Here is a 21658-nt window from a genome sequence, read left to right as displayed (position 1 = left end):
GCATGAGGATTGGGGCCAGTAGATCCACGCCACGCGTGGGTGCTGCCCGCGATTCAATCGATGCGGTCAGCGCCGCCGCTCCAGCCACCACAGCAGCGAGGCGCACAGCACGAACGCCAGCCACCACGGCCAGCGCGAGCCCGGCACGGGTTGCACCACCGACGCGTCTGCCAGCGTGCTGGCAGCCAACGCCCGCGTGGTCGCATCGATCATCACCTGTCGATGCAGCGTCGGTGCATCCTTCGGGTCGAACACGTAGCGCCAGACAACGCTGTCGCCATGCTGCAGGCGTTGCCAGCCTGCCTCACGGGGCCACCAGCCGGCGCAGCGCAGCGCCGACGCCGTGCCATCGACGATCAGGGGCACGTCGTCGCCGCGTTTGTTGAAGGCCTGCAGTGGTGCCTGCACACCGCACAGCGCCTGTCGTTCACCTGCCCAGGCGATCGGCTGCGGTGACCACAGTGCATCAGCGCTGTCCTGCGCGCGTGCCAACGTGGCCACCGCGTCGCTCCAGAGTTCGCCGTGGTGGTCATCGCGGCCGGCCAGCACCCAACGCCAGCTGTCGGTGATGGGCAGCAGGCCGATGCGGCCCTTGCCGACCGCGCGCCAGCCACCGATGGCATTGCCGGCACGATCGTGCAGCAGCGCGTTGCTGCCCGGCGGCTGCAACGCCAGTGCTTCCAGCGAAGGCAGCGCGGCACTGTGCGAGCTGCGATCGGCCTCTTCGCCGTAGCCGGTCGGCAACGTGCCGGCGGCAAGTGGGCCACGGCGTGCGGCGAGGATCGCGCTTTCGCCATCGCCGGGAAGTTCAAGGGTGCGGCTGCTGCCATCGCCCTGCACGGGCAGGCCCAGATCGCGGAGGCGCTGGCGCGCACTGGCCGAAGGTGCGCCCGCACTGCGTACCAGCACGCCCAGTCCATCGCGCAGTGCCTGGCGCACGGTGGCCAGCTGGCCTGCACTCAATGCCGCGAGGCTGCGCTCGTCCAGCAGCAGCAGATCGCTGCGCGTGAGCGATGCTGCATCAATCGCCACCGCGCCATCGCCGATGCTGAGTCCGGCCCCGGCATCCGCCTGCACCTGCACACGGATGCCGGCATCGGCCGCCCAGCGGCGCAGGTACTTCAGCTCTGGGCCCGGCGCACTGGCGCGCACCAGCAGGCGCAGCGGTGCGGCCGGCAGGGTCTGCTGCGGCACCGGGACGCTGTCCACCACATGGCCGTCGGCATCGAGCAGGCGCAGCTTGAACACGCTGCGGCCTTCGGCGCGGGCGATGCCGCTCAGCTGCACGCGGCCGTCGTCGGCAACGTCCGTGCGATCGACTACGCTGTCGGCCGGGTCGAGCAGTTCTGCTTTGGCCTTTGCCGCGCCACGCGCCTGGGCCAGTACTTCGAAGCGTGCACCGGGGGCCACATCGGCCGGTGCTTGCAGCGCGATCCAGCCGCGCGGCTCCGGTGCAGCCTGCCAACGTATATCCGGTGGCAGCAGCGCGTCGCGGTCACGTGCGGCCAGGCCTGCACCGACCAGCGTCAGCGTGGCGGCCGGATGCTGGCGCAGCGCGGTGGCCAGGTCGGGAACGCGCTGTGCGCCGGGCACATCGGCAGCTTCGGGCAACAGCAACAGCTGGCCTTCGCTGGCCGGGGGTGCGCCGGCCTTGCCGGCATCGACGCCAAGCACGACCAGCCCGCCTGCGGGCTGCTGGCGGGTGGGCGGCATCAGGCAGAAGTACAGCAGCGTGGCGACGATGACCTGCAGTGCGATCACGCTCCACCGGCGGCCAGGGTGCATTGTGCTTCCACGCAACTGGCGCACGCTGGCGATGACCACGACCAGAGTGAGTGCCAGCGCAATCCACAGGTTCAGGCTGGTGGCGGTCATGGCTGCGCCTCCAGCGCATCGAGGTAGCGCTGGCCCATCGCATCGGCCGCACTGCGCCGCATCGCCTGCGGCAGTGGACGCTGCAGCGCGCGCCACAGCTGCGCACGCAGGCGCTGGCGACAGTCGATGCAGTCGGGCTCGATGCGCAGCTGCTCGATGGCCGCAGCCAGATCCAATGCATCGGGCAGGTAGGCCGCGTTGCGCTGCTGCCAGGCCGCGAGCGCATCGAGATCCGGTGCGCCGTTGTCATCACCGAGGCGCTGCCAGGCTTCAACGATGACCGGATCGGGCGGGGTGCGCGCGGCCAATGGCAGTTCGCGACTGGCCAGTCCGGCGCGATCACCGCCCAGCCGGCGGCTTTCATCGATGGGTGGCAGCTCCGGCCCGATCCGGGCCAGGTAGATGCGCTCGGCCTGCTGCACCTGCTTGATGAAGCCCAGCGCCTTGTAGGCAAATGGCAGCGCCTGCTGCGGGCGGCCCTGGCGCAGCTCACCTTCGGCCGACCACATCTGGTCCAGCGCGGCCTTCAACGTGGCGCGGGTCTGCGGGTCGAGCAGGGTCGCCGCCTCGGCGTGGTCGTGGGTGTGGCCATACTCGGAGAGAACGTCGGTGTCGCTGCCGAACACCGGTGGCGTATCGGCATTGGTCGGCTTGCCGCCGTGATCATGGTCATGCGCGTCGTGCGCGCCGGCCTCGGCGCCATGGTCGTGATCGTCGTCGTGGTCGCCGGCGGACGGCGTATCGCTGGTGGGCAGGTCGCTGGTCGGCGGTGGCTTCGGTGCACCTTCGCTTTCCTCGCCCAGGAACTGGCCGTAGCGCAGGCGCAGGATGCGCTGGTCGACACCGATCGCATCGCTGCGCTTCACGAAGTCCTCGTCGGCCAGGCTGCGTCGCTGCCGGATCAGCGCTTCGGCATCGATGATGATCTGCCGCTGGCTGCGGAAATACGCAGGCAGGGTCTTCTTGATGCGGCCCTCGAGCTCTGCACCGAGCGCGACTTCGGCGCTGGGCAGGCGCAGGATCACACTGCTGCTGCGCCCGGTCTGCGGCGTGGGCGCGTGATTGTCGCGCACCTCCAGCTGGGCGATCACATCGTTGCCGGGCTGCGCGCCCAGCGCAGCCAGATCCAGGGTATGGGCGAAACGTCGCGCGGTGGCTTCGCCGCTGCCGGCAAGCGTGATGCCGCGCTTCACGAAGGTGATGTTCTCCCCGCTGCCCTGGGTGGTGGTGATCGACAGCGTTGCCTGCGCCGCGACACCGTAATCGTCGTTGGCTTCGAAGCGCAGTGCCCACTGTCGTTGCCCCGGCGTGCCCAGCACCAGGCTGGCCGTGGGCTCCAGTACGCGCACGCTGGGTGCACGGTCGGCCACCACGTCCAGCCGATGCAGGCGGGTCTCTGCCAGTGCCGGTTCGCTCACCACGCGGTACAGCACCGGCGCGCGTGCCACATCCTGCGCCTGCCACTGTCCTTCGTGCTCGCTCAGCGGCAACCTGCGACCATCGTGGAACTGCAGCCATGCCTTGTCCGGTGCGCGGTCGAAGCGCAGCGACCAGGACAGTCGGCTGTCGGCGGCGACCTTGGCGTCCAGCGCATTCTGGGTAAGCGTGGCCTGGCCGGTATAGGCCGGTGCGTCGATGCGCAGGCGGGTGGACTGCAGGCGTAGCGGGTCTGCGGCGGCCGTGCTGCCTGGCGCTGAGGTGCGGACTGGCGCGGAACCGGGGTTCGAACGTGGCCAGCCGACTGCCAGAACAACAATGGCCAGGCCCGCGATCCAGCACAGCGCCAATGCCCCAGGCGGCCAGTGTGGACGCAGCTCCGGCATCGCGCATTCCAGCGTGGCCAGCACATGCGCACGCTGGCGCTGCTGCAGCGGATTGAGCGTGGCGGCATCGGCGAACAGCAGATCGGCACTGTCCTCGCTGGCACCGCTGCCATCAAGGTGGCGTTGCAGCCACTGCCGGTCCAGTTGGCGGGCATGCGCAGTGGCGAAGCCCGCACACGCGAGCAGGCTGATCGTACCGACGACGCAGGCGATATCGAAACCTGCCAGACGCAGGGCCAGCCCCGCCGCAGCCAGCGCCCATGGCAGGCCCAGCAGCAGGGTGATGAGCGCACGGCGCCGGCGCGCACGTTGCCAGGCGTGCTGCAAGGTATTCATGCGGCCATCCTGCGGCGGGCGCTGCTGGCCATCCAGCGTTCCAGGGCGAACAGCAGCACGATAGCCAGCAACAGCCAAGGCGTCGGCTCACGCAGCGGTGGTGTTGCAGCAGGCAATGCGGCCCGCTGCGGTGCCTGGTCACGTGCATCGCCCAGGCGCGGAGCCGTGGGTGGCTGCAGCGCCAGCAGCAGGGCACGCGGCAACTTCGGATCGCGCAGCGCGGCGTTGCTCGTGGTATTCCAGTCGCCCGGCAGCGCCAGCAGATAGCCGTGGCCGACGCGTTGTTGCCACAGCAGCGGTGCGCCCTCCGCGTCGCGCAGCAGGATGCGGGCGTCGGCAGCGGGCTTGCCGGCGGTGATGACACGACCGCCGTCGCGCAGCCACGCCTGCCAGTTCGCCGGCAGTGCATCGCTGCGGCTCCACACGCCGATCTCGCCGCGTTCGGGCAGGGCATCCACCGACAGCGGAGCGAGCGTTGCCTGCACGCCCCACGCGCGCCGCAGTGCGTTCAACCAGTGCTGGGCAGTGGCGGATGCCCCGCCGTGCGCGCGCAGCTGCGGCAATGCCGCTGCAGTCTGCGGCGGTGTGACCGGCATCGGCTGCGTGTGCCATTGCACGTCGCGCGACAGCTGCAGGCGGGCGCCATCCAGGCCGGGCAGGGGATCGGGAACGTGCACGGTCAACGCGGTGCCCGCGGGCAGCTGTGCGTCCAGTTCGCGCAACAGGCTGGGCAGGGATGCGCTGGATGCCGGTGGTGCCTGATCGATGGCGGGGAAGCCAGGTGCCAGCCAGTGCCAGTTGCCCTCTTCGGCGGTGCCGCGCAGTGCGGCGGCGTCCATCCCAGGTGCCACTACCGTCCAGGCAGCGGGGACAGGGGCAGGGCCGGTCAACGCAGGTCGTGCCAGCAGAAAGGCCAATGCAGCCAGCAACATCAGCCGCACCAGAAGCAACGGCCAGTCATCGAAGCGGATGCGCTGGCGCGGCCGGATCTGTGCACGCAGCCAGCGCAGTGCAGCGAAATCCAGTGGCGTGTACGGATGGCGCCGGGCCAGGTGGATCAGCAGCGGCAGCAGCCCTGCGGCGAGCGCGGCCAGCCCGAGCGGGAACAGCAGGGTCATGCAGCGCCCCCACGGCCGAACAGCGCTTGCAGCGGCTGGTCCAACGGTTGGTCGAGCCAGCCGGTGGCACTGGCGATGCCGCCGGCCTGCAGGCGCGCACGTAATGCGCTGCGTGCGTCAGCGAAGCGCTGCAGGTAATCGGCGCGGATCGCCGCGCCGTCGCCCAGCAGTTCCTCGCCGGTTTCCGGGTCGCGGAAGCGGTGGCCGGCGTCGAACGGGAAGTCACGCTCGTCGGCGGTGAGGATCTGCAGCAGTGCCACTTCGCGGCGTGCGCTGGCCAGCTGTTCCAGCAGCACAATGCCGGCCTCGTCAAAACCGTCGCCGATCGCCAGCAGCAGGTCGCCCGGGCGCACGCGTTCCCACAGCGGGCGCAGGCGATCAGGCGCGGGCCAGGCGCCGCGCGCCTGCAAGGCATGCAGTTGCAGATGCACGCGATCACGCTGGCGTGCGCCGTTCGCCGCGGGAACCAGCCGCAGGCCATCGCCATTGATCGCCAGCAGGCCGAAACGGTCGCCCTGCTGCAGCGCCAGTTCCACCACGCAGGCGGCCACGCCGCGCATGTGGTCCAGGCGCGTGCGCTGCGGTGCCGCGCGATCGGCCTGGCCGGCCGAGGCGGTGGCATCGAGCAGCAGCCAGACCGTGATCGGGCTTTCGCGTTCGGATTCGCGCACGAAAAAGCGGTCCGAGCGCGCGTACAGCTTCCAGTCGATCTGGCGCAGTTCGTCCCCGGGCTCGTAGGCTCGGTACTGAGCGAATTCGAGACCGGCACCGCGGCTGCGGCTGGCGTGCTGGCCGATGCCGCTCGCCCCGCTGGCCAGGCGCGGCCGCAACCGCAGTAGGCGCAGGCGCGCACGCAGTTCCGGTGGCAGGGTCAACGGCGTACCTGCGTTCACGCGTGGCTCAACCCGGGAACGGCACGGCCTGCAGCAGCGCAGCGACCACGTCGTCGGCACGCTTCTGCTCGGCCTCGGCGGCGAACGACAGCAGCAGGCGATGGCGCATCACCGGTGCGGCCAGCGCCTGCACATCCTCACGGGTGGCGGCAAACCGGCCCTGCAGCAGCGCACGGGCCTTGGCGGCCAGCACCAGCGATTGGCCGGCGCGCGGACCGGCGCCCCACTTCACCCACTGGTTGATCGCTGCCGGTGCGCCTTCGCCCGGCCGGCTGGCACGCACCAGGCGGGTGATCCAGGCCAGCACATCGGGGCTGACATGCACCTGGCGCACGGCCGCCTGCAGTGCGGTCACCGCTTCGGCATCCATCACCTTCGGCACCGCGTCGGTGGTACCGCCGGTGGTCTGTTCCAGGATCTGCCGCTCCTCGTCTTCGCTGGGGTAATCCACCAGCACGTGCAGCAGGAAGCGGTCCAGCTGTGCCTCCGGCAGCGGGTAGGTGCCGGCCTGCTCGATCGGGTTCTGCGTGGCCAGCACGAAGAACGGCGCGGGCAGCGCGTAGGTGGTGCCGGCGTAGCTGACCGTGCGCTCCTGCATCGCTTCCAGCAGTGCGGCCTGGGTCTTGGGCGGGGTACGGTTGAGTTCGTCGGCCAGCAGCAGGTGGGTGAAGATCGGGCCCTGCTGGAAGCGGAAATGGCGATGGCCGGTGCCGTGGTCTTCTTCCAGCAGCTCGGTGCCGAGGATGTCGCTGGGCATCAGGTCGGGGGTGAACTGCACGCGCCGGAACTGCAGCTCCAGCGCCTGCCCGAGCGAGCGCACCAGCAGGGTCTTGCCGAGCCCGGGCGCGCCTTCCAGCAGGCAGTGGCCGCCGGCCAGCAGGCCGATCAGCAGCTGCTCGACCACGGTGTTCTGGCCCACCACTGCGCGTGCAAGCGCGGCGCGCAGCGCATCCAGGCGCGGCAGCAGGGAATCGAGGTCGGGGGAGGTCATGGGCGTGCAGGTCCTATCAGTTGTTCAACGCGTACATCACGATGTTGACGCCGAAGCGGGTGTTGTCTTCGGCCAGGAAACGCTTGTTGCGCCAGTCGTAGTCCCACTCGCAGCCGTAGTCCTTGTTGCTGTAGAGCAGCCCCAGGCGACCATCGACCTCGATGCCCTTCAGGTAGTCGTGCACCAGGTCGTCGCCCCAGCCGTTGAGTTCGAAACTGGTGGCGGGCGGGCCGTCGGGGAAGCGGAAGAAGCTGCGGTACAGCGGGTGGCTGTTGGGCAGCTTCTGCAGTGCCTTCGGGCCGAACAGGCGACCCATCTGCGCCTCGAACGAGGTGGCGAACAGGCCATCGATGTCGTGGTTGCAGTCGTCCACGAAGACGAAGCCGCCATTGCGCACATAGCGCACGAAGTTCTGCCGCTCGGCGCCATTGAACTCCACCAGCGTGTGGCCGGCCAGGTAGCAGAACGGCGCTTCCAGCATGCGCGGGTCGGCCAGTGCCACCACGTGCTCCTGCGGGTCCACGCGCAGCGAGGTGTAGTCGATCAGCGAGGTGATCAGGTTGGACGGCATGCGCGCGTCCACGTCCCAGTCACCGGAGTCGTACTGCAGGCGGGTGAACCAGAAGTCGTAGCGCGAACTGCGCGGGCCTGCCTGTGCCCAGGCCGGCAGCGCCGCCGCCGAAGCGGCAGCAGCCAACCAGCGCAGGCAGGCCCGGCGATCCATCAGACCGCGTCGGACAGCGAGGTGAAGGTGAAATCGCGCAGCTTCATTGGCGGGATCATCATCACGAAGCTGGATTCATCACCGGCCACGCGCACCGGCCTGCCCAGCTCTTCGATGTTGTTGAGCATGATCACCGGCGATTCGTTGAAGCGGAAGTTCTTCACCGGATGCTTGATCTGGCCGTTCTCGATGTAGAAGGTACCGTCGCGGGTCAGGCCGGTCAGCAGCACGGTCTGCGGATCGACCATGCGGATGTACCACGTGCGGGTGACCAGGATACCCTTCTGGGTGCCGCGTACCAGCTCGGCGGTGCTCTTGTCGCCACCACTCATCAGCAGGTTGCCCGGCGAGGCCTTGGCGGTCTTGCCCTGCTTCTGCGCCCAGAAACGCGAGTAGTCCAGGTTGGCGATCCTGCCGTTCTCGATGATCGCCATGCGTTCGCGCGGCAGGCCTTCGTTGTCCCACGGCAGCACCGGCGCCTCCGGATGCCACGGGTCGGCGATCATGGTCACGCGCGGGTCGTAGACCTGCTCGCCCAGCTTGTTGCCGCCACCCTTTTTTGACAGGAAGCTGCGGCCTTCATCGGCCGAGCGTGCGCTGAAGAAGTTCATCATGAAGCTGATCAGGCCTGCCGCCGCGGCCGGCTCCAGGATCACCGTGTACTTGCCCGGTTCCAGCGCCTTGGCTTCGGCCGATTCAGTGGCCTTGCGCATGGCGATGCGGATGTCCTGGTCGGCCTTGAAGTCGGCAGCATCCTTCAGGTTGCGGCCGACCCAACCCGAACCGCGGCCATCTTCGGTACGCACGGTGCAGGTGTAATCGAAGTTGGTGGTGCGCTGGTAGGCGAAGTTGCCGTTGCTGTTGGCGGTCGCCTGGAAGCCCTGGCCGTCCTCGAGGAAGCCGGCGGCAATGAGCCCGTTGCCACGGCACGGGGCGATCGAATCGGCGGCAACCTTCGCGCGGAAGGCCGGATCGATCGCGGCGGTGGATTCGCTGAAGGTCGGGCTGGGACGGTAGCTCTGCTTGCCGATGGCCGGCATGAACTCCGGGTTCTCCGGGGCCAGGCGCGCCAGGTCTTCAGCACGGCGCACCACGCGTTCCAGCGCGGCGTCGTCGAACTCGTTGATCGAGGCGGTGCCGACGCGCTTGCCGAAGGCGACGGTGACCGCCAGCTCGGTGTTGTCGACGATGCCGCTGGTGGAGACATTGTTCAGCGCGAAACGGATGTTGCCGCTGATCGTGCCGGACAGCACGGCGGTGCACTCGTCGGCCTTGGACAGGGCGATGACCTTGTCGAGGATGGCCTTGGCCTGGGCTTCGGTGAAGATACTCATGGTGTAAGGGCTCCTGACCGATCAGCCGAGGCTGCGTGCGGTGTTGATGACGTTGATGCCGTTGAAGCGCGCGGTGGACGAACCGTGCGAGACCGCCGAGACCTGGCCCGGCTGGCCCTTGCCGTCGAAGAACGAACCGCCCAGGCGGTAGTCGCGCTCGTCGGCCACGGCGGTGCAGGCATTCCAGAACTCCGGCGTGCGGATCTGGTAGGCCACGTCTTCCAGCATGCGGGTGATCTGGCCGTTCTTGATCTCGTAGAACAGCTGGCCGCCGAACTGCGCGTTGTAGCGCTGCTGGTCGATCGAGAACGAACCGTCACCGATGATGTAGATGCCGTTCTCCACGTCCTTGATCAGGTCGGGCACGCTCAGCGGCTTCTTGCCCGGTGCCATCGACACGTTGGCCATGCGCTGGAACTGCACGCTGGACCACGAGTCGGCATAGCAGCAGCCGTCGGACTCGCTCTTGCCGAGGATGTGGGCCTGGTCGCGGATGGTCTGGTAATCCACCAGCTTGCCGTTGCTGATCAGGTCCCAGCGCTTGCACTTCACGCCTTCATCGTCGTACGCCACCGCGCCCAGACTGCCCGGCTGGGTCTTGTCGGCGAAGATGTTGACCAGCTCGCTGCCGTACTGGAACTGCTGTTCGCGCTTGTCCAGGGTGGCGAAGCTGGTGCCGGCGTAGTTGGCTTCGTAGCCGAGCACACGGTCCAGCTCCAGCGGGTGGCCGATCGACTCGTGGATGGTCAGCCAGGTGTGTGACGGGTCGAGCACCAGATCGTACTTGCCCGGCTTCACCGACGGTGCCTTCAGCTTTTCCTGCGCCTGCCTGGCGGCGGCGACGGCGTCCTCCTTCATGTCGTAGGAGGTGCTGTAGTTGACCACGCCATTGGGGCTGTGCACCTTGCCGGCGGCGGCGCCATCGAGGTACTCGTAGCCCAGCCCCATCGGCGAGGACAGGCCCTCGCGGGTGCGGAACTTGCCGCTGGACTTGTCGATGGCGGTGACCGTCATCGGCGCCCAGATGCGGTGCACGTCCTGGTCGATGTAGGAGCCGTCGGTGGAGGCGAAGTACTTCTGCTCGTTCACCAGGAACAGCATCGAATTGACGAAGCTGGCGCCGGCGCCCATCGCCGCGGCGTTGACGTCCAGCAGCAGATCGACCTTTTCCTTGATCGGCACCTCCATCGCATTCTTGCGGATCGGCGTGCGCCAGCTCACCTCACCCACACCCGGCGCCTTGGCCAGCTGCACCGGCGCGGTCTGCACGCCGGCGTTGGCCTTGGCGATCGCTGCGGCCTGCTGCGCGGCCCTGGCCACCTCGGCGGTGCCCAGCGCATTGGTGGCGGCGAAGCCCCAGGCACCGTTGACGATCACGCGGATGCCGACGCCGGTGGACTCGGTGTTCACCACGTTCTGCACCTTGTCCTCGCGGGTGATCACGAACTGCCGCAGGTAGCGGCCGATGCGCACATCGCAGTAGGTGGCGCCGGCGCTGCGTGCGGCCTGCAGTGCGGCGTCGGCCAGGCGCTTCTTCAACGCCGGGTCCAGGCTGGACTGCAGCTGCTCGGCGGCGATCACCTTGCCGAAGAAGGAGGGCACGATCAGCCCGCCCGCGGTAAGCCCGGTCAGGGCCAGGAAGTCACGTCTTTGCAAGGCTGCTCTCCACGTCGAAGGATGGGGGGGCTCATGCGCCGAGACTGCGCGCGGTGTTGATGATGTTGATGCCGTTGAAGCGGGTGGTGGACGACCCGTGCGAGACCGCCGAGACCTGGCCGGGCTGGCCCTTGCCGTCGAAGAACGAACCGCCCAGGCGGAAATCGCGCTCATCGCAAATGGCGGTACAAGCGTTCCAGAACTCCGGCGTGCGGATCTGGTAGGCCGCATCCTCGACCATGCCGGCGATCTTTCCGTCCTTGATCTGGTAGTACAGCTGGCCGCCGAACTGCGCGTTGTAGCGCTGCTGGTCGATCGAATACGAGCCACGGCCGTGGATCCAGATGCCGTTCTCCACGTCCTTGATCATGTCCTCGACGCTGAGCGGCTGCTTGCCGGGCGCCAGCGAGACATTGGCCATGCGCTGGAACTGCACGCTGGACCAGGAATCGGCGTAGCTGCAGCCGTGCGAGGCGTTGCGGCCGAGGATATGGGCCTCGTCACGGGTGGCCTGGTAGTCGACCAGGATGCCGTCGCGCACCAGGTCCCAGCGCTGGGTCTTGACGCCTTCATCGTCGTAGCCAACCGCACCGAGGCTGCCCGGCTGGGTCTTGTCGGCGAAGAAGGTGACGATGTCACTGCCCCAGCGGAAACCGGCATCGCGCTTGTCCAGCGTGGCGAAGCTGGTACCGGCATAGTTGGCTTCGTAGCCAAGCACGCGGTCCAGCTCCAGCGGGTGGCCGACATTCTCGTGGATGGTCAGGAACAGGTTGGACGGATCCAGCACCAGGTCGTACTTGCCGGGCTTCACCGACGGTGCTTTCAGCTTCTCGCGTGCGTGGCGGGCAGCGGCGATGGCGTCTTCGACCGGGTCGTAGGAATCGCGGTAGGCGGTGATGCCGCCGGGCAGCTGGACCTTTCCACGCGCATCGCCATCGAGGAACTCGTAGCCCATGCCCATCGGCGAGGAGAGGCCGGCGCGGGTACGGAACCTGCCGCTGGCCTTGTCGATGGCGGTGGCGGTAAACGGCAGCCAGATGCGGTGAATGTCCTGGTCGATGAACGAGCCGTCGCTGGAGGCGAAGTACTTCTGTTCGTTGACCAGGAACAACGTGGAATTGATGTAGTCGGCGCCCGCATCCAGCGCGGCGGCGTTGAGCGCCAGCAGCAGTTCGACCTTGTCCTGGATCGGCACCGCCATGGCGTTCTTCCGCACTGGCGTCTGCCAGCGCACTTCGCCGACCGACGGCGTCGGCGCCAGCTGTACCGGCCGGGTCTGGATGCCGGCATTGGCGCGGGCGATTGCCGCTGCCTGCTCGACCGCGGCGCGCACGGCGGCCTCGGTCTGCTGATGGGTTGCAGCGAAGCCCCACGCGCCGTTGACGATCACCCGCACGCCCACACCGGATGATTCGCGGTTGGTCACATTGCCGACCTGGTGTTCGCGGGTGATGACCGACTGGTTGAGATAGCGGCCGATGCGGACATCGCAGTAGCTGGCCTTGGCGGTGCGTGCGGCGGCCAGCGCGACCTCGGCCAGGCGCCTGCGCTGGGCGGTGTCGACCGGGGCCAGCAACTGCTCGGCGGCGATGGCACGGGAATGCGGCAGCAGCAGGCCCGCCAGGCCCAGACCGGAAAAAGCCAGGAACTCACGTCGTTGCACAGCGTTTCTCTCTCTCGCTTGCGTGCGGCCGACAATGGGTCGAGCCGATCACGTCAACTTCTCGACTTTCGCCAGCGCGGCGCGTGCGGGCAAGTGACTGCAGTCATGGTTGGGAGGGTTTCGGCAGGGCTTGCAGTCCTGCACCTGCTCAATGCAACGGCCAAAGCCAGAGCCAGAGCCAGAGCGGCATTCCGTGGGATGGCGGGGCGGTGTGGGTGGGCAGGACACGCCGTGAACCCATCCATGGGGGCTCGATGGCGCCATCCATGGCGCCAACGGTCCTGCCCACCCACACCGCCCCACCTCTGACAGATCTTCGCGACTGTTGGTAGGTGTCGACCTTGGTCGACACATCTGTCAGATATCGAAATCGATCTGGAGTCAGATCCGTTTCCTCCGGAAAACGGATCTGACCCCAGGAGCCGTTCCAACAGACCGCAGAAAACTGTCGAAGGCGGGGTGGCTCCGGTTGCGGGGGTGTCCGCGGCATGGATGCCGCGGCCAAGCCCCCACGGACGGGTTTACGGCGTCCCCCGCAACCGGACCCACCCCGCCATCCCTCAGGAAGCCCGCTGTTGCTGTTGCTGTTGCTTTGGCTGTTGCCGTTGCTCCGGCTTCTGCGGGTGCAGGGCGCAGCCCTGCCGAGCAACACCCCCTCGTGCACAATGGGGCCGACCCCGCCTGGCCCCCGTCCTGATGTCGAGCAAGCCGTATTCAGAAGCCTGCGAACGCAACCGCGAACCCATCGCCGCCGCGCTCGACCCGTGGATGGGCGACCGCCACCGGGTGCTGGAGATCGGCAGCGGCACCGGCCAGCATGCTGCCTTCTTTGCCGAGCGCTGGCCCTGGCTGCGCTGGCAGCCCAGTGATCATCCGGACCACCTGCCAGGCATCGAGGCATGGCGTGCCGAAACGGCATTGCTGAATCTGCTGCCGCCGGTAGCGCTGCAGGTGGAACTGCCGCCAGCGCCCGGCCTGAACCTGGCACCGGGCAGTACGTTCGATGCCGCATTCAGCGCCAACACCCTGCACATCATGAGCTGGGCACACGTCCAGTCATTGTTCGCGGCGCTGCCGCCCCTGTTGCGCCACGGTGCGCTGCTGGCGGTGTATGGCCCGTTCAACTACGGTGGCCGCTACACCAGCGACAGCAATGCGCAGTTCGATGCCTGGCTGAAGGCACGTGATCCGCGCAGCGGCATCCGCGACAGCGAAGCGGTGCAGGCGCTGGCGGCCGACAACGGATTCACCCGGTTGGGCGATGTGGCGATGCCGGCCAACAATCGCCTGCTGCTGTGGCGGCTGGGGTAATCCATCGGTAGTGCCGGCCGCTGGCCGGCAACCGATTGCCGGGATGAATGCCGGGATGAATGCCGGCCAGCGGCCGGCACTACCATCAAGCCACCTGCACGATATGCAGCGCCTTCGGATTGCGCCACTGCGCCAGCAGGGCCGCTTCGCGCGCCTTGGCCTGCTCGAAATGCGCTTCCTTGACGTGGCCGAAGCCGCGGATGTGTTCGGGAATGCTGGCGATCTCCACCGCCAGCGCCAGGCGGTCGTCATCCAGGCCATCCAGCAGCACCTGCACAGTGGCCTCGTAATCACTGATCAGCTTGCGCTCCATGCGCCGCTCTTCGGTGCGGCCGAACACGTCGAAGCGGCCGCCACGCAGGAACTTCAGCTTCGCCAGCAAGCCAAACGCCTTGAACATCCACGGGCCGTATTCCTTCTTCAGCAACCGGCCCTGCTCGTCCTTCCTGGCGAACAGCGGCGGCGCCAGGTGGAAGCGCAGCTGATAGTCGCCCTCGAACTGCTGCTGCAGGCGTCGCTGGAAGTCGCCGCTGGTGTACAGGCGGGCCACTTCGTACTCGTCCTTGTAGGCCATCAGCTTGAACAGGTAGCGGGCCACCGTCTCGGTCAACGCGGTGGAGCCGCCGATACGCTCGGCTTCGGTAGCGCGCACGCGTGCCACCAGATCACGGTAACGCGTGGCGTAGGCAGCATCCTGGTACTCGACCAGGAAGGCGGCGCGGCGCTCGATCATTTCATCCAGCGAGCGCGACAGGCGCGCGTCGTCCAGCGGCAGGAATGCCACGTCGCCACCGTGCGAGGGCAGGCCGCGCAGCTCGCGTTCGTCGCCGGTGTTGCGCGGTGCAGCGGTGGCGCCCCATTCGTTGCCCTCCCATTCGCCCGGCGGCAGCGGATGCAGCGGGCCCGGGGTGGATTCGGTATCGGTGTGGCGGTTGCGCACCAAGCCGGCTGCCTGCTGCACTGCCTGCGGATCGACCGCGGCCAGGCGGCCCCAGGCGAAGGCCTGCTGGTTCATCGCCACGGCGGCGCCGTTCAGCTCGATGGCGCGCATCAGCGACTCGAACGACAGCGGCACCAGGCCCTGCTGCCAGGCATAGCCGAGGATGAACAGGTTGGCGGCGATGGCATCGCCCAGAAGCGCCGTGGCCAGCTGGGTGGCATCGAGCAGCAGCGGCTCCTGGCCGCCCAGTGCCACGCGCACGCCGGCGATGATGTCGGCGGCGGGGAACTGCATGTCCGGGCGGGTGGTGAACGTACCCGGCATCGCTTCATAGGTGTTCAGTACCACCTGCGAGCGGCCGGCGCGGACCTTTGACAGCGCCCAGTAATCATTGACCACCACCATGTCGCAGCCCAGCACCAGGTCGGCTTCGCCAGCGGCAATGCGCACGGCGTGGATGTCGTCCGGGCGGCGCGCGATGCGGATGTGCGTGGTCACCGCGCCGCCTTTCTGCGCCAGTCCGGTCTGGTCGAGCACGGTCGCGCCCTTGCCCTCCAGGTGGCCGGCCATGCCCAGCAGCGCACCGATGGTCACCACGCCGGTACCGCCGACGCCGGTGATCAGGATGTTCCAGGGCTGCTCAAGCGTGCCGCGGATCGTCGGCGCCGGCAGGTTGTCCAGCAGCGTGGAGGCATCGCGCTTGCTGCCCTTGCGCGGCTGGCCGCCGTGCACGGTGACGAAGCTCGGGCAGAAGCCATTCACGCAGGAATAGTCCTTGTTGCAGTTGGACTGGTCGATCTCGCGCTTGCGGCCGAATTCGGTTTCCTTCGGCAGCACCGACACGCAGAAGCTCTTCTTGCCGCAGTCGCCGCAACCTTCGCAGACCAGCGAGTTGATCATCACCCGCTTGGCCGGATCTTCCAGCTTGCCGCGCTTGCGGCGCCGGCGCTTCTCGGTGGCGCAGGTCTGTTCGTAGATCAGGATCGAAACACCTTTCACTTCGCGCAGGCGCTTCTGCACTTCATCCAGCGCGCTGCGGTCATGGAACTCCACATCGCTGGGGAAATGCTCGCGCTGGGCGGTCCACTTGCCGATGTTGTCCGACAGCACCACGATGGTGTGGATGCCTTCGGCGCGCATCTGCCTTGCGATGTCCGGCACGCTCAACGGGCCGTCCACCGGCTGGCCGCCGGTCATCGCCACCGCATCGTTGTAGAGGATCTTGTAGGTGATGTTGACGCCGGCGGCGACCGCCTGGCGGATCGCCAGCGAGCCGCTGTGGAAATAGGTGCCGTCGCCCAGGTTCTGGAACACGTGCGGGGTATCGGTGAACGGCGCCTGCCCGGCCCAGGTCACGCCTTCACCGCCCATGTGGGTGAACGTGTCGGTGCTGCGGTCCATCCAGGTCACCATGTAATGGCAACCGATGCCGGCCAGCGCGCGCGAGCCTTCCGGCACCGTGGTGGAGGTGTTGTGCGGGCAGCCCGAGCAGTAATGCGGCACGCGCGGGAAGCTGGCGCGCGGCAGCGCAAGCTCGGCTTCCTTCTCCTGCATCCACTGCAGGCGCTGCTCGATCGATTCGTTGTTGAAGAACCTCTGGATGCGGCGACCGATCACGCCGGCGATGGTGGCCGGGGTCAGTTCACCGGTGGACGGCAGGATCCATTCGCCGCTTTCATCGTACTTGCCGACGATGGACGGGCGGTGGCCCCAGCTGGCCGGCCAGTTGAAGAACTGTTCCTTCATCTGGCGCTCGATGAAGGCACGCTTCTCCTCCACCACGATGATGTCTTCCAGGCCCTGCGCGAAGCGCGCGATGCCCTGCGGTTCCAGCGGCCAGGTCATGCCGACCTTGTACACGCGGATGCCGATGTCGGCGCACGCGGCTTCATCCAGGCCAAGGTATTCCAGCGCCTGCAGCACGTCCAGGTAGCTCTTGCCGGTGGTGACGATGCCCAGCCGCGCGCGCGGCGCGTCCATCACCACCTTGTCGATGCCGTTGGCGCGGGCGAACGCCTGTGCGGCCTTCACCGCATAGCGGTGCAGGCGCATCTCCTGGTCCAGCGGCGGGTCCGGCCAGCGGATGTTGAGGCCACCCGGGGGCATTTCGAAGTCTTCCGGCAGCACGATGCGGCGCGCCATCGGATCGACCTGCACCGAGGCCGACGATTCCACCGTCTCGGCAATGGTCTTGAAGCCGACCCAGCGGCCGGTGTAACGGCTCATCGCCCAGCCCAGCAGGCCCATGTCGAGGATGTCCTGCACGCCGGCGGGGTTGAGAACCGGCATCATCGCGCTGACGAATTCGTCTTCGCTGCCGTGCGGCAGGGTCGAACTGCGGCAGGCATGGTCATCGGCGGCCAGCGCCAGCACGCCGCCGTAGCGCGAGGTGCCGGCGGCATTGGCATGCTTGAACACGTCGCCGCAGCGGTCCACGCCAGGGCCCTTGCCGTACCACATGCCGAACACGCCCTGCACGTTGGCGCCGGGGAACAGGTTGGTCTGCTGCGTGCCCCACACCATGGTGGCGCCCAGGTCCTCGTTCAGGCCCGGGGTGAACTTCACCTTCGCCGCTTCAAGATGCTTGCGCGCGCGCCACAGTTCCAGGTCGAAGCCACCCAGCGGGCTGCCACGATAGCCGCTGACGAAGCCGGCGCTGTCGATGCCTTCGGCGGCATCGCGCAGGCGCTGCATCAGCGGCAGCCGCACCAGCGCCTGCACGCCACTCAGGTAGATCCGCCCCTCGTTGCGGGTGTACTTGTGGTCGAGCGTGTAGTCACGGTCGAGCAGGTCGGCGGAAGAGGGCGAAGTGAGTTGCGCGGTACTGGTCATGGCTGGCCCGGTAGGATCGGCTGGCACCGGCCGCGTGCACGCACGCAGCGGGAAAGGCGCGAATTGTAGCAGCGGGGCCGCGCAGGCCCCGGCACTCGCGCCCGTGGCGGTGCTGGGGTTAGGATCGGGGAGAGAGAGGGAGGCTGCAGTCGCGGCCTGGGGAGAAGGGATGTCAGTTCCAGGAAAGATCCTGGCCAGCGTGCTGCTGGCCTCGGGAGCGGCCACGGCGTGGGCCGCGCCGGCCATGCCGGCACCACAGGAGTTCTACTTCGACAATGACCCGGCGGCCACGCCGATGGTGGCGGTGCAGGGCGGGGGCGATGATCTGGTCGCCCAGCTGGTCAAGCTGCGTGAACGCGGCCGCCGTGCGGTCGAGGCCACGGTACAACTGGCCTCGGTGGCCGGTGCGCAGGGCCGTGGCGAGCTGGCCGAGCAGTTGTATGCCGAGGCGATGAAAGAGGCCCCGGCACAGAGCAGCAGTGGCCGCAGCGTGCGCTGGAACTACGGCTGGGACCTGCTGCGCCAGGGCAAGCCAGAGGCGGCGCTGGAACAGTGGCTGGCCTCGGCCGCCAATGCGCGTACCAAGCCGAGCTGGGTGCCGCCGACCTATGCGCTGGCATTGTGGCGGATGGGGCAGAAGCAGGAGGCGGTGCAGTGGTATGCGGCTGCGGTACGCACCGAGCCGACGCAGTGGAATACCACGGCCAACTATGCGCAGCTGCTGCCGCAGTGGCGCGAGGATGAGCGTGCGTCGCTGGCCGAAGTGCAGCAGGCCTGGGCGGCCGCACCGCCTGCCTGGCCCTGAGGGAGGGGTTCGGCCGGGTTGCACCCGGCACCCGCAGAGGCAACAGCCAAAGCCAAAGCAACAGCAACAGCGGTCTTCCGGTGGGATGGCGGGGCACTGTGGGTTTGCGGGGACGCCGTAAACCCATCCATGGGGGCTTGGTCGCCGCATCCATGCGGCTCACACCCCGCAAACCCACAGTGCCCCGCCTTCGACAGATTTTCGCGGCTGTGGGTAGGTGTCGACCTTGGTCGACACGGTAGATCCACGCCATGCGTGGATGAATCTGTATCGGAATCGACTATTCGATATCTGATCGAAGAGCAGCCGAGCGTGGGCTCGGCTCTACAGAAGGCGGCCAACCAACCGGCTTTTGCTTTTGCTTCTGCTTCTGCTTTTCTTTTTTCTTTTCCGTGGCGGACGCACTCGGAAATTGTCAGAGGCCGGGCGGGGTGGGTTCGCGGGGGTGTCCGCGGCATGGATGCCGCGGCCAAGCCCCCATGGACGGGTTGACGGCGTCCCCCGCGAATCCATCCCGCCCGGCCAAGCGCGGCTTTTGATGTTCACGGTCAACCAGCCGCCACGAGGGGCTGCGCCGTTCGCGGGAAACCTCAGTCGTCTGCGGAAACCGTCCGTCCCGACGCCCACGCCCGCAATGCCTCCACCTGCTCGGCCATCAGCACCGACAGCGGCCGCGTGGCGCGGATCTCGTTCATCAGCAGCTCGGTGTCCAGCGGCCGGCCTTCGGCGTGCGCTGCATACAGCCCGGCCACGATCGCCTGCTCGATCTCCGCGCCGGAGAAACCATTGGCCGCGGCCGCCAGCGCCGGCAGCGCGAAGTCGTCGCCATTGAGCTGGCGCCGGCCCAGGTGCAGCCGCAGCAGTTCCACGCGCACGTCAGGCGAAGGCAGGTCAACGAAGAAGATCTCGTCGAAGCGGCCCTTGCGCAGCAGCTCGGCCGGCAGCTCGTGCACCTGGTTGGCGGTGGCGACGATGAACACCGGCGCCTTGCGCTCGGCCATCCAGGTCAGCAGGTAGCCGAGTACACGGCGTGATACGCCACCGTCCTCGCCACCACTGGCCAGGCCCTTCTCGATCTCGTCCATCCACAGCACGCAGGGTGCCAGCTGCTCGGCCGAGGCCAGTGCCTGGCGCAGGTTGGCCTCGGTCTCGCCGTGGTACTTGTTGTACAGCGCGCCCACGTCCAGGCGCAGCAGCGGTACACCGAAGCCGGCGGCGGTGGCCTTGGCCAGCATCGACTTGCCGCAGCCCTGCACGCCCAGCAGCAACATGCCGCGCGGCGGGTCCAGCCCGGCCGGCGCCGAGCCGGCGATGAAGGCCACGCGCCGCTGGCTGATCCAGCGCTTGAGCCGGTTGGCGCCGGCCACATCGCCGAAGCGCGCGCTGTCATGCTCGAAGAACAGGTGGCCGCTGCGGTTGAGCAGCTCGAACTTCAGCCGTGCCAGCTGCGGCAGGTCGTCGTCGCGCAGCGCGCCATCGGCGTAGATCAGCTGGCGCGCGATGCGCCGGGCATCGACCAGGCTCAGGCCCTGCAGGTTCTTCAGGATCTTCTTCACCGCCTCGCTGTCGACTTCGACCCGGCGGCCGCCGTGCTCGCGCGCATAGGCGTCGGCCTCTTCGCGCAGCATCTTCAACAGGGCGTTGGCATCAGGCAGGCGCGGGTTGAAGCGCACCGCCAACGCTTCCAGCTCGGCCGGCAGCTCCACCTTGGCACCGATCAGCACCAGCACATGCGGCTCGCTGTGGCGGCGCTGGATCAGGTCGCGCAGGGCGCGCTGATGGCTGGCATAGCCCAGGTACGGGTGGAAATCGAGCAGCAGGTAGACCCCGCGCTGGTCGGCCTGGCGGATCATCTGCAGGGCCGCGCTGGCATCGGGTGGCCCGACCGGCGGGTCTTCACTGTCCAGGTCGATGCGGCGCAGGCCCTCGGTGATCGACCAGCGGTGCAGCGCCCGCCATACGTGCATCAGCGTCTGCCGGAACAGCTCGACGATGCGACCCTCGTCCTGGGTCTCGATCACGATCAGTGGGGTATTGGCGCGGATCAACGCGCTCAGGTCCTGCAGTTCGCTCATGCCGGTTCGATCCTTCGGGAGCGCCACGATAGCAAAGGCGATGGCCGCTGGTTCAGCACGACGCTACCTCCCGTCACCATCGCCGGTGTACGCTCGGGGAACGTACCCGGAAGCGAGGCTGGCATGAAGACGATCCTGGTGGCCGGTTCCAAGGGCGGGGTGGGCAAGACCACCGTCGCCACCCACCTGGCCGCGTACGCGGCATTGCAGGGCAAGGCCACGGTGATTGCCGATGCCGACCCGCAGGGCTCCAGCACCCGCTGGGCACAACGCCGTGCCGGGCTGGAAAGTGCGGTGCTGCCGATCGACGTATATCGGAAGAAGCAGTGGGTGCAGAAGCTGCCCGACGGTACCGACACCGTCATCATCGATGCGCCGGCCGGCGCCCTGGCCGACGATATTCCCCATTTCCTCGACGCTGCCGATGCGGTGGTGGTGCCGGTGCTGCCCTCGGCGCTGGATATCGAAGCCATCGTCGGTTTCCTCAACAGCCTGGCCCAGAACCCGCGCGTGCACAGCCGCAAGCTGCCAGTGGGTCTGGTGCTCAACCGTACCAAGCCCTGGACCCAGACCTCGCAGCAGGCGCTGCAGATGCTGGGTGAATGGCCGTACCCGGTGGTCGCGCAGCTGCGCGACAGCCAGAGCTATGTGGTCATGACCGGCCTTGGCCGCAGCCTGTTCGACTACCGCTCGGCCCAGGTGCGCGAGCACCAGGCCGATTGGGAGCCGCTGCTGTCCTGGCTGAAGCTTTGATGCCTGCATCACCCTTCCTGCTGCATCCTCTTCTTCATGGAAACCCGCGATGCGTGAATTGATCCTGCTGCGCCATGCCCATGCCGAGCCGGCGACCCCCGGCCAGGCCGACCTCGACCGGCCGTTGTCACCGGTGGGGCTGGCCGAAGCCGAAGCCGCCGGCAAGTGGCTGAAGGAGAACAACCTGCTGCCGGACTGCGTGCTGTGCTCGCCGGCGCGACGTACCCGTGAGACCCTGGAAGCGGTGATGACGGCCATCGGCTATGTCGAGAAGCGCCTGGAAGACCGGATCTACGAAGCCACCCCGGGCACCCTGGCGGCGCTGGTGGACGAGCGTCGCGACCTGGACCGGGTGCTGATCGTGGGCCACAACCCGGGCCTGGAGCAGCTGGTGGCCCTGATGACCGACGGCACCAGCAGCGACTACCGCGGCATGCCGCCGGCCGGCATTGCCGTGCTCGGCTTCCCGCGCGAGGCTTCGATCGAGCCGGGCGTGGCCAGCCTGAACGCGTTCTGGTGGCCGTGATCC

At 67.9% G+C, this 21658-nt stretch carries 15 protein-coding genes; 4 read left to right on the top strand and 11 right to left on the bottom strand.

Annotation, left to right across the window (positions count from 1 at the left end):
• Positions 1 to 66: 66 nt before the first annotated feature.
• Genes VG543_RS10130 through VG543_RS10090 form a run of 9 tightly spaced genes read right to left on the bottom strand, consistent with a single transcriptional unit; the run spans position 67 to position 12413 of the window.
• The gene (locus tag VG543_RS10130) at positions 67 to 1875 is read right to left on the bottom strand and encodes a hypothetical protein (RefSeq protein WP_423179124.1); all 1809 of its coding nucleotides are present in this window, start codon (positions 1873 to 1875) and stop codon (positions 67 to 69) included.
• Positions 1872 to 4034 (bottom strand): hypothetical protein, encoded by a 2163-nt coding sequence (locus tag VG543_RS10125; RefSeq protein WP_423179125.1) that lies wholly within the window; start codon positions 4032 to 4034, stop codon positions 1872 to 1874. Before VG543_RS10125 ends, VG543_RS10130 begins: the two co-directional genes overlap by 4 nt.
• Positions 4031 to 5152, bottom strand: coding sequence for a BatA domain-containing protein (locus VG543_RS10120; protein ID WP_423179126.1), 1122 nt, complete (start codon positions 5150 to 5152; stop codon positions 4031 to 4033). Before VG543_RS10120 ends, VG543_RS10125 begins: the two co-directional genes overlap by 4 nt.
• Positions 5149 to 6045: a DUF58 domain-containing protein gene (locus VG543_RS10115; protein WP_423179127.1), complete on the bottom strand. Its 897-nt coding sequence runs from the start codon at positions 6043 to 6045 to the stop codon at positions 5149 to 5151. Before VG543_RS10115 ends, VG543_RS10120 begins: the two co-directional genes overlap by 4 nt.
• Before the next feature lie 7 nt (positions 6046 to 6052).
• Positions 6053 to 7036 (bottom strand): AAA family ATPase, encoded by a 984-nt coding sequence (locus VG543_RS10110; RefSeq protein WP_155028765.1) that lies wholly within the window; start codon positions 7034 to 7036, stop codon positions 6053 to 6055.
• Positions 7037 to 7052: 16 nt separating this feature from the next.
• Complete coding sequence (locus VG543_RS10105) at positions 7053 to 7760, bottom strand: DUF4159 domain-containing protein (protein WP_111098123.1); 708 nt, start codon at positions 7758 to 7760, stop codon at positions 7053 to 7055.
• Positions 7760 to 9094 (bottom strand): TldD/PmbA family protein, encoded by a 1335-nt coding sequence (locus tag VG543_RS10100; protein ID WP_423179128.1) that lies wholly within the window; start codon positions 9092 to 9094, stop codon positions 7760 to 7762. Before VG543_RS10100 ends, VG543_RS10105 begins: the two co-directional genes overlap by 1 nt.
• A 21-nt stretch (positions 9095 to 9115) precedes the next feature.
• Positions 9116 to 10750, bottom strand: a complete 1635-nt coding sequence (locus VG543_RS10095) for a TldD/PmbA family protein (RefSeq protein WP_423179129.1) — start codon at positions 10748 to 10750, stop codon at positions 9116 to 9118.
• Positions 10751 to 10781: 31 nt separating this feature from the next.
• Positions 10782 to 12413: a TldD/PmbA family protein gene (locus tag VG543_RS10090; RefSeq protein ID WP_423179130.1), complete on the bottom strand. Its 1632-nt coding sequence runs from the start codon at positions 12411 to 12413 to the stop codon at positions 10782 to 10784.
• Positions 12414 to 13109: 696 nt separating this feature from the next.
• On the opposite strand from VG543_RS10090, the gene VG543_RS10085 reads away from it, so the two are divergent.
• Positions 13110 to 13724, top strand: coding sequence for a DUF938 domain-containing protein (locus VG543_RS10085; protein WP_019661952.1), 615 nt, complete (start codon positions 13110 to 13112; stop codon positions 13722 to 13724).
• 85 nt (positions 13725 to 13809) lie between these two features.
• Here VG543_RS10085 and VG543_RS10080 read toward each other — a convergent pair whose 3' ends face one another.
• Positions 13810 to 17496: an indolepyruvate ferredoxin oxidoreductase family protein gene (locus tag VG543_RS10080; RefSeq protein WP_423178896.1), complete on the bottom strand. Its 3687-nt coding sequence runs from the start codon at positions 17494 to 17496 to the stop codon at positions 13810 to 13812.
• Between the two features lie 169 nt (positions 17497 to 17665).
• Here VG543_RS10080 and VG543_RS10075 point away from each other — a divergent pair, with 169 nt between their 5' ends.
• Positions 17666 to 18301 carry a tetratricopeptide repeat protein gene (locus VG543_RS10075; RefSeq protein WP_019661950.1) on the top strand — a complete coding sequence of 212 codons (636 nt, stop codon included), beginning with the start codon at positions 17666 to 17668 and terminating at the stop codon, positions 18299 to 18301.
• A 590-nt stretch (positions 18302 to 18891) separates the two neighbouring features.
• On the opposite strand, the gene VG543_RS10070 is transcribed toward VG543_RS10075, so the two are convergent.
• Positions 18892 to 20376: an AAA family ATPase gene (locus tag VG543_RS10070; RefSeq protein ID WP_021204083.1), complete on the bottom strand. Its 1485-nt coding sequence runs from the start codon at positions 20374 to 20376 to the stop codon at positions 18892 to 18894.
• A gap of 123 nt (positions 20377 to 20499) precedes the next feature.
• Here VG543_RS10070 and VG543_RS10065 point away from each other — a divergent pair, with 123 nt between their 5' ends.
• Together VG543_RS10065 and VG543_RS10060 are read left to right on the top strand one after the other, a co-directional pair.
• Positions 20500 to 21129 carry an AAA family ATPase gene (locus tag VG543_RS10065; protein WP_423178895.1) on the top strand — a complete coding sequence of 210 codons (630 nt, stop codon included), beginning with the start codon at positions 20500 to 20502 and terminating at the stop codon, positions 21127 to 21129.
• 49 nt (positions 21130 to 21178) lie between these two features.
• Entirely contained in the window at positions 21179 to 21655 is a 477-nt protein-coding gene (locus VG543_RS10060) for a SixA phosphatase family protein (protein WP_019661948.1), read from the top strand.
• The last annotated feature ends 3 nt before the right edge of the window (positions 21656 to 21658 follow it).

Origin of the sequence: Stenotrophomonas sp. CASM101, assembly GCF_049384845.1 — a bacterium.
In the GTDB taxonomy this organism is placed as follows: domain Bacteria; phylum Pseudomonadota; class Gammaproteobacteria; order Xanthomonadales; family Xanthomonadaceae; genus Stenotrophomonas; species Stenotrophomonas hibiscicola.
This window is presented reverse-complemented; position numbering and strand designations above follow the sequence as displayed.

Bases quoted from the DNA above. Each gene is read 5' to 3' on its own strand.
- VG543_RS10110 (WP_155028765.1), bottom strand. From the start codon at position 7,036: ATGACCTCCCCCGACCTCGATTCCCTGCTGCCGCGCCTGGATGCGCTG.
- VG543_RS10075 (WP_019661950.1), top strand. From the start codon at position 17,666: ATGTCAGTTCCAGGAAAGATCCTGGCCAGCGTGCTGCTGGCCTCGGGA.
- VG543_RS10085 (WP_019661952.1), top strand. From the start codon at position 13,110: ATGTCGAGCAAGCCGTATTCAGAAGCCTGCGAACGCAACCGCGAACCC.
- VG543_RS10130 (WP_423179124.1), bottom strand. From the start codon at position 1,875: ATGACCGCCACCAGCCTGAACCTGTGGATTGCGCTGGCACTCACTCTG.
- VG543_RS10120 (WP_423179126.1), bottom strand. From the start codon at position 5,152: ATGACCCTGCTGTTCCCGCTCGGGCTGGCCGCGCTCGCCGCAGGGCTG.
- VG543_RS10125 (WP_423179125.1), bottom strand. From the start codon at position 4,034: ATGAATACCTTGCAGCACGCCTGGCAACGTGCGCGCCGGCGCCGTGCG.
- VG543_RS10065 (WP_423178895.1), top strand. From the start codon at position 20,500: ATGAAGACGATCCTGGTGGCCGGTTCCAAGGGCGGGGTGGGCAAGACC.
- VG543_RS10060 (WP_019661948.1), top strand. From the start codon at position 21,179: ATGCGTGAATTGATCCTGCTGCGCCATGCCCATGCCGAGCCGGCGACC.
- VG543_RS10080 (WP_423178896.1), bottom strand. From the start codon at position 17,496: ATGACCAGTACCGCGCAACTCACTTCGCCCTCTTCCGCCGACCTGCTC.
- VG543_RS10105 (WP_111098123.1), bottom strand. From the start codon at position 7,760: ATGGATCGCCGGGCCTGCCTGCGCTGGTTGGCTGCTGCCGCTTCGGCG.
- VG543_RS10070 (WP_021204083.1), bottom strand. From the start codon at position 20,376: ATGAGCGAACTGCAGGACCTGAGCGCGTTGATCCGCGCCAATACCCCA.
- VG543_RS10100 (WP_423179128.1), bottom strand. From the start codon at position 9,094: ATGAGTATCTTCACCGAAGCCCAGGCCAAGGCCATCCTCGACAAGGTC.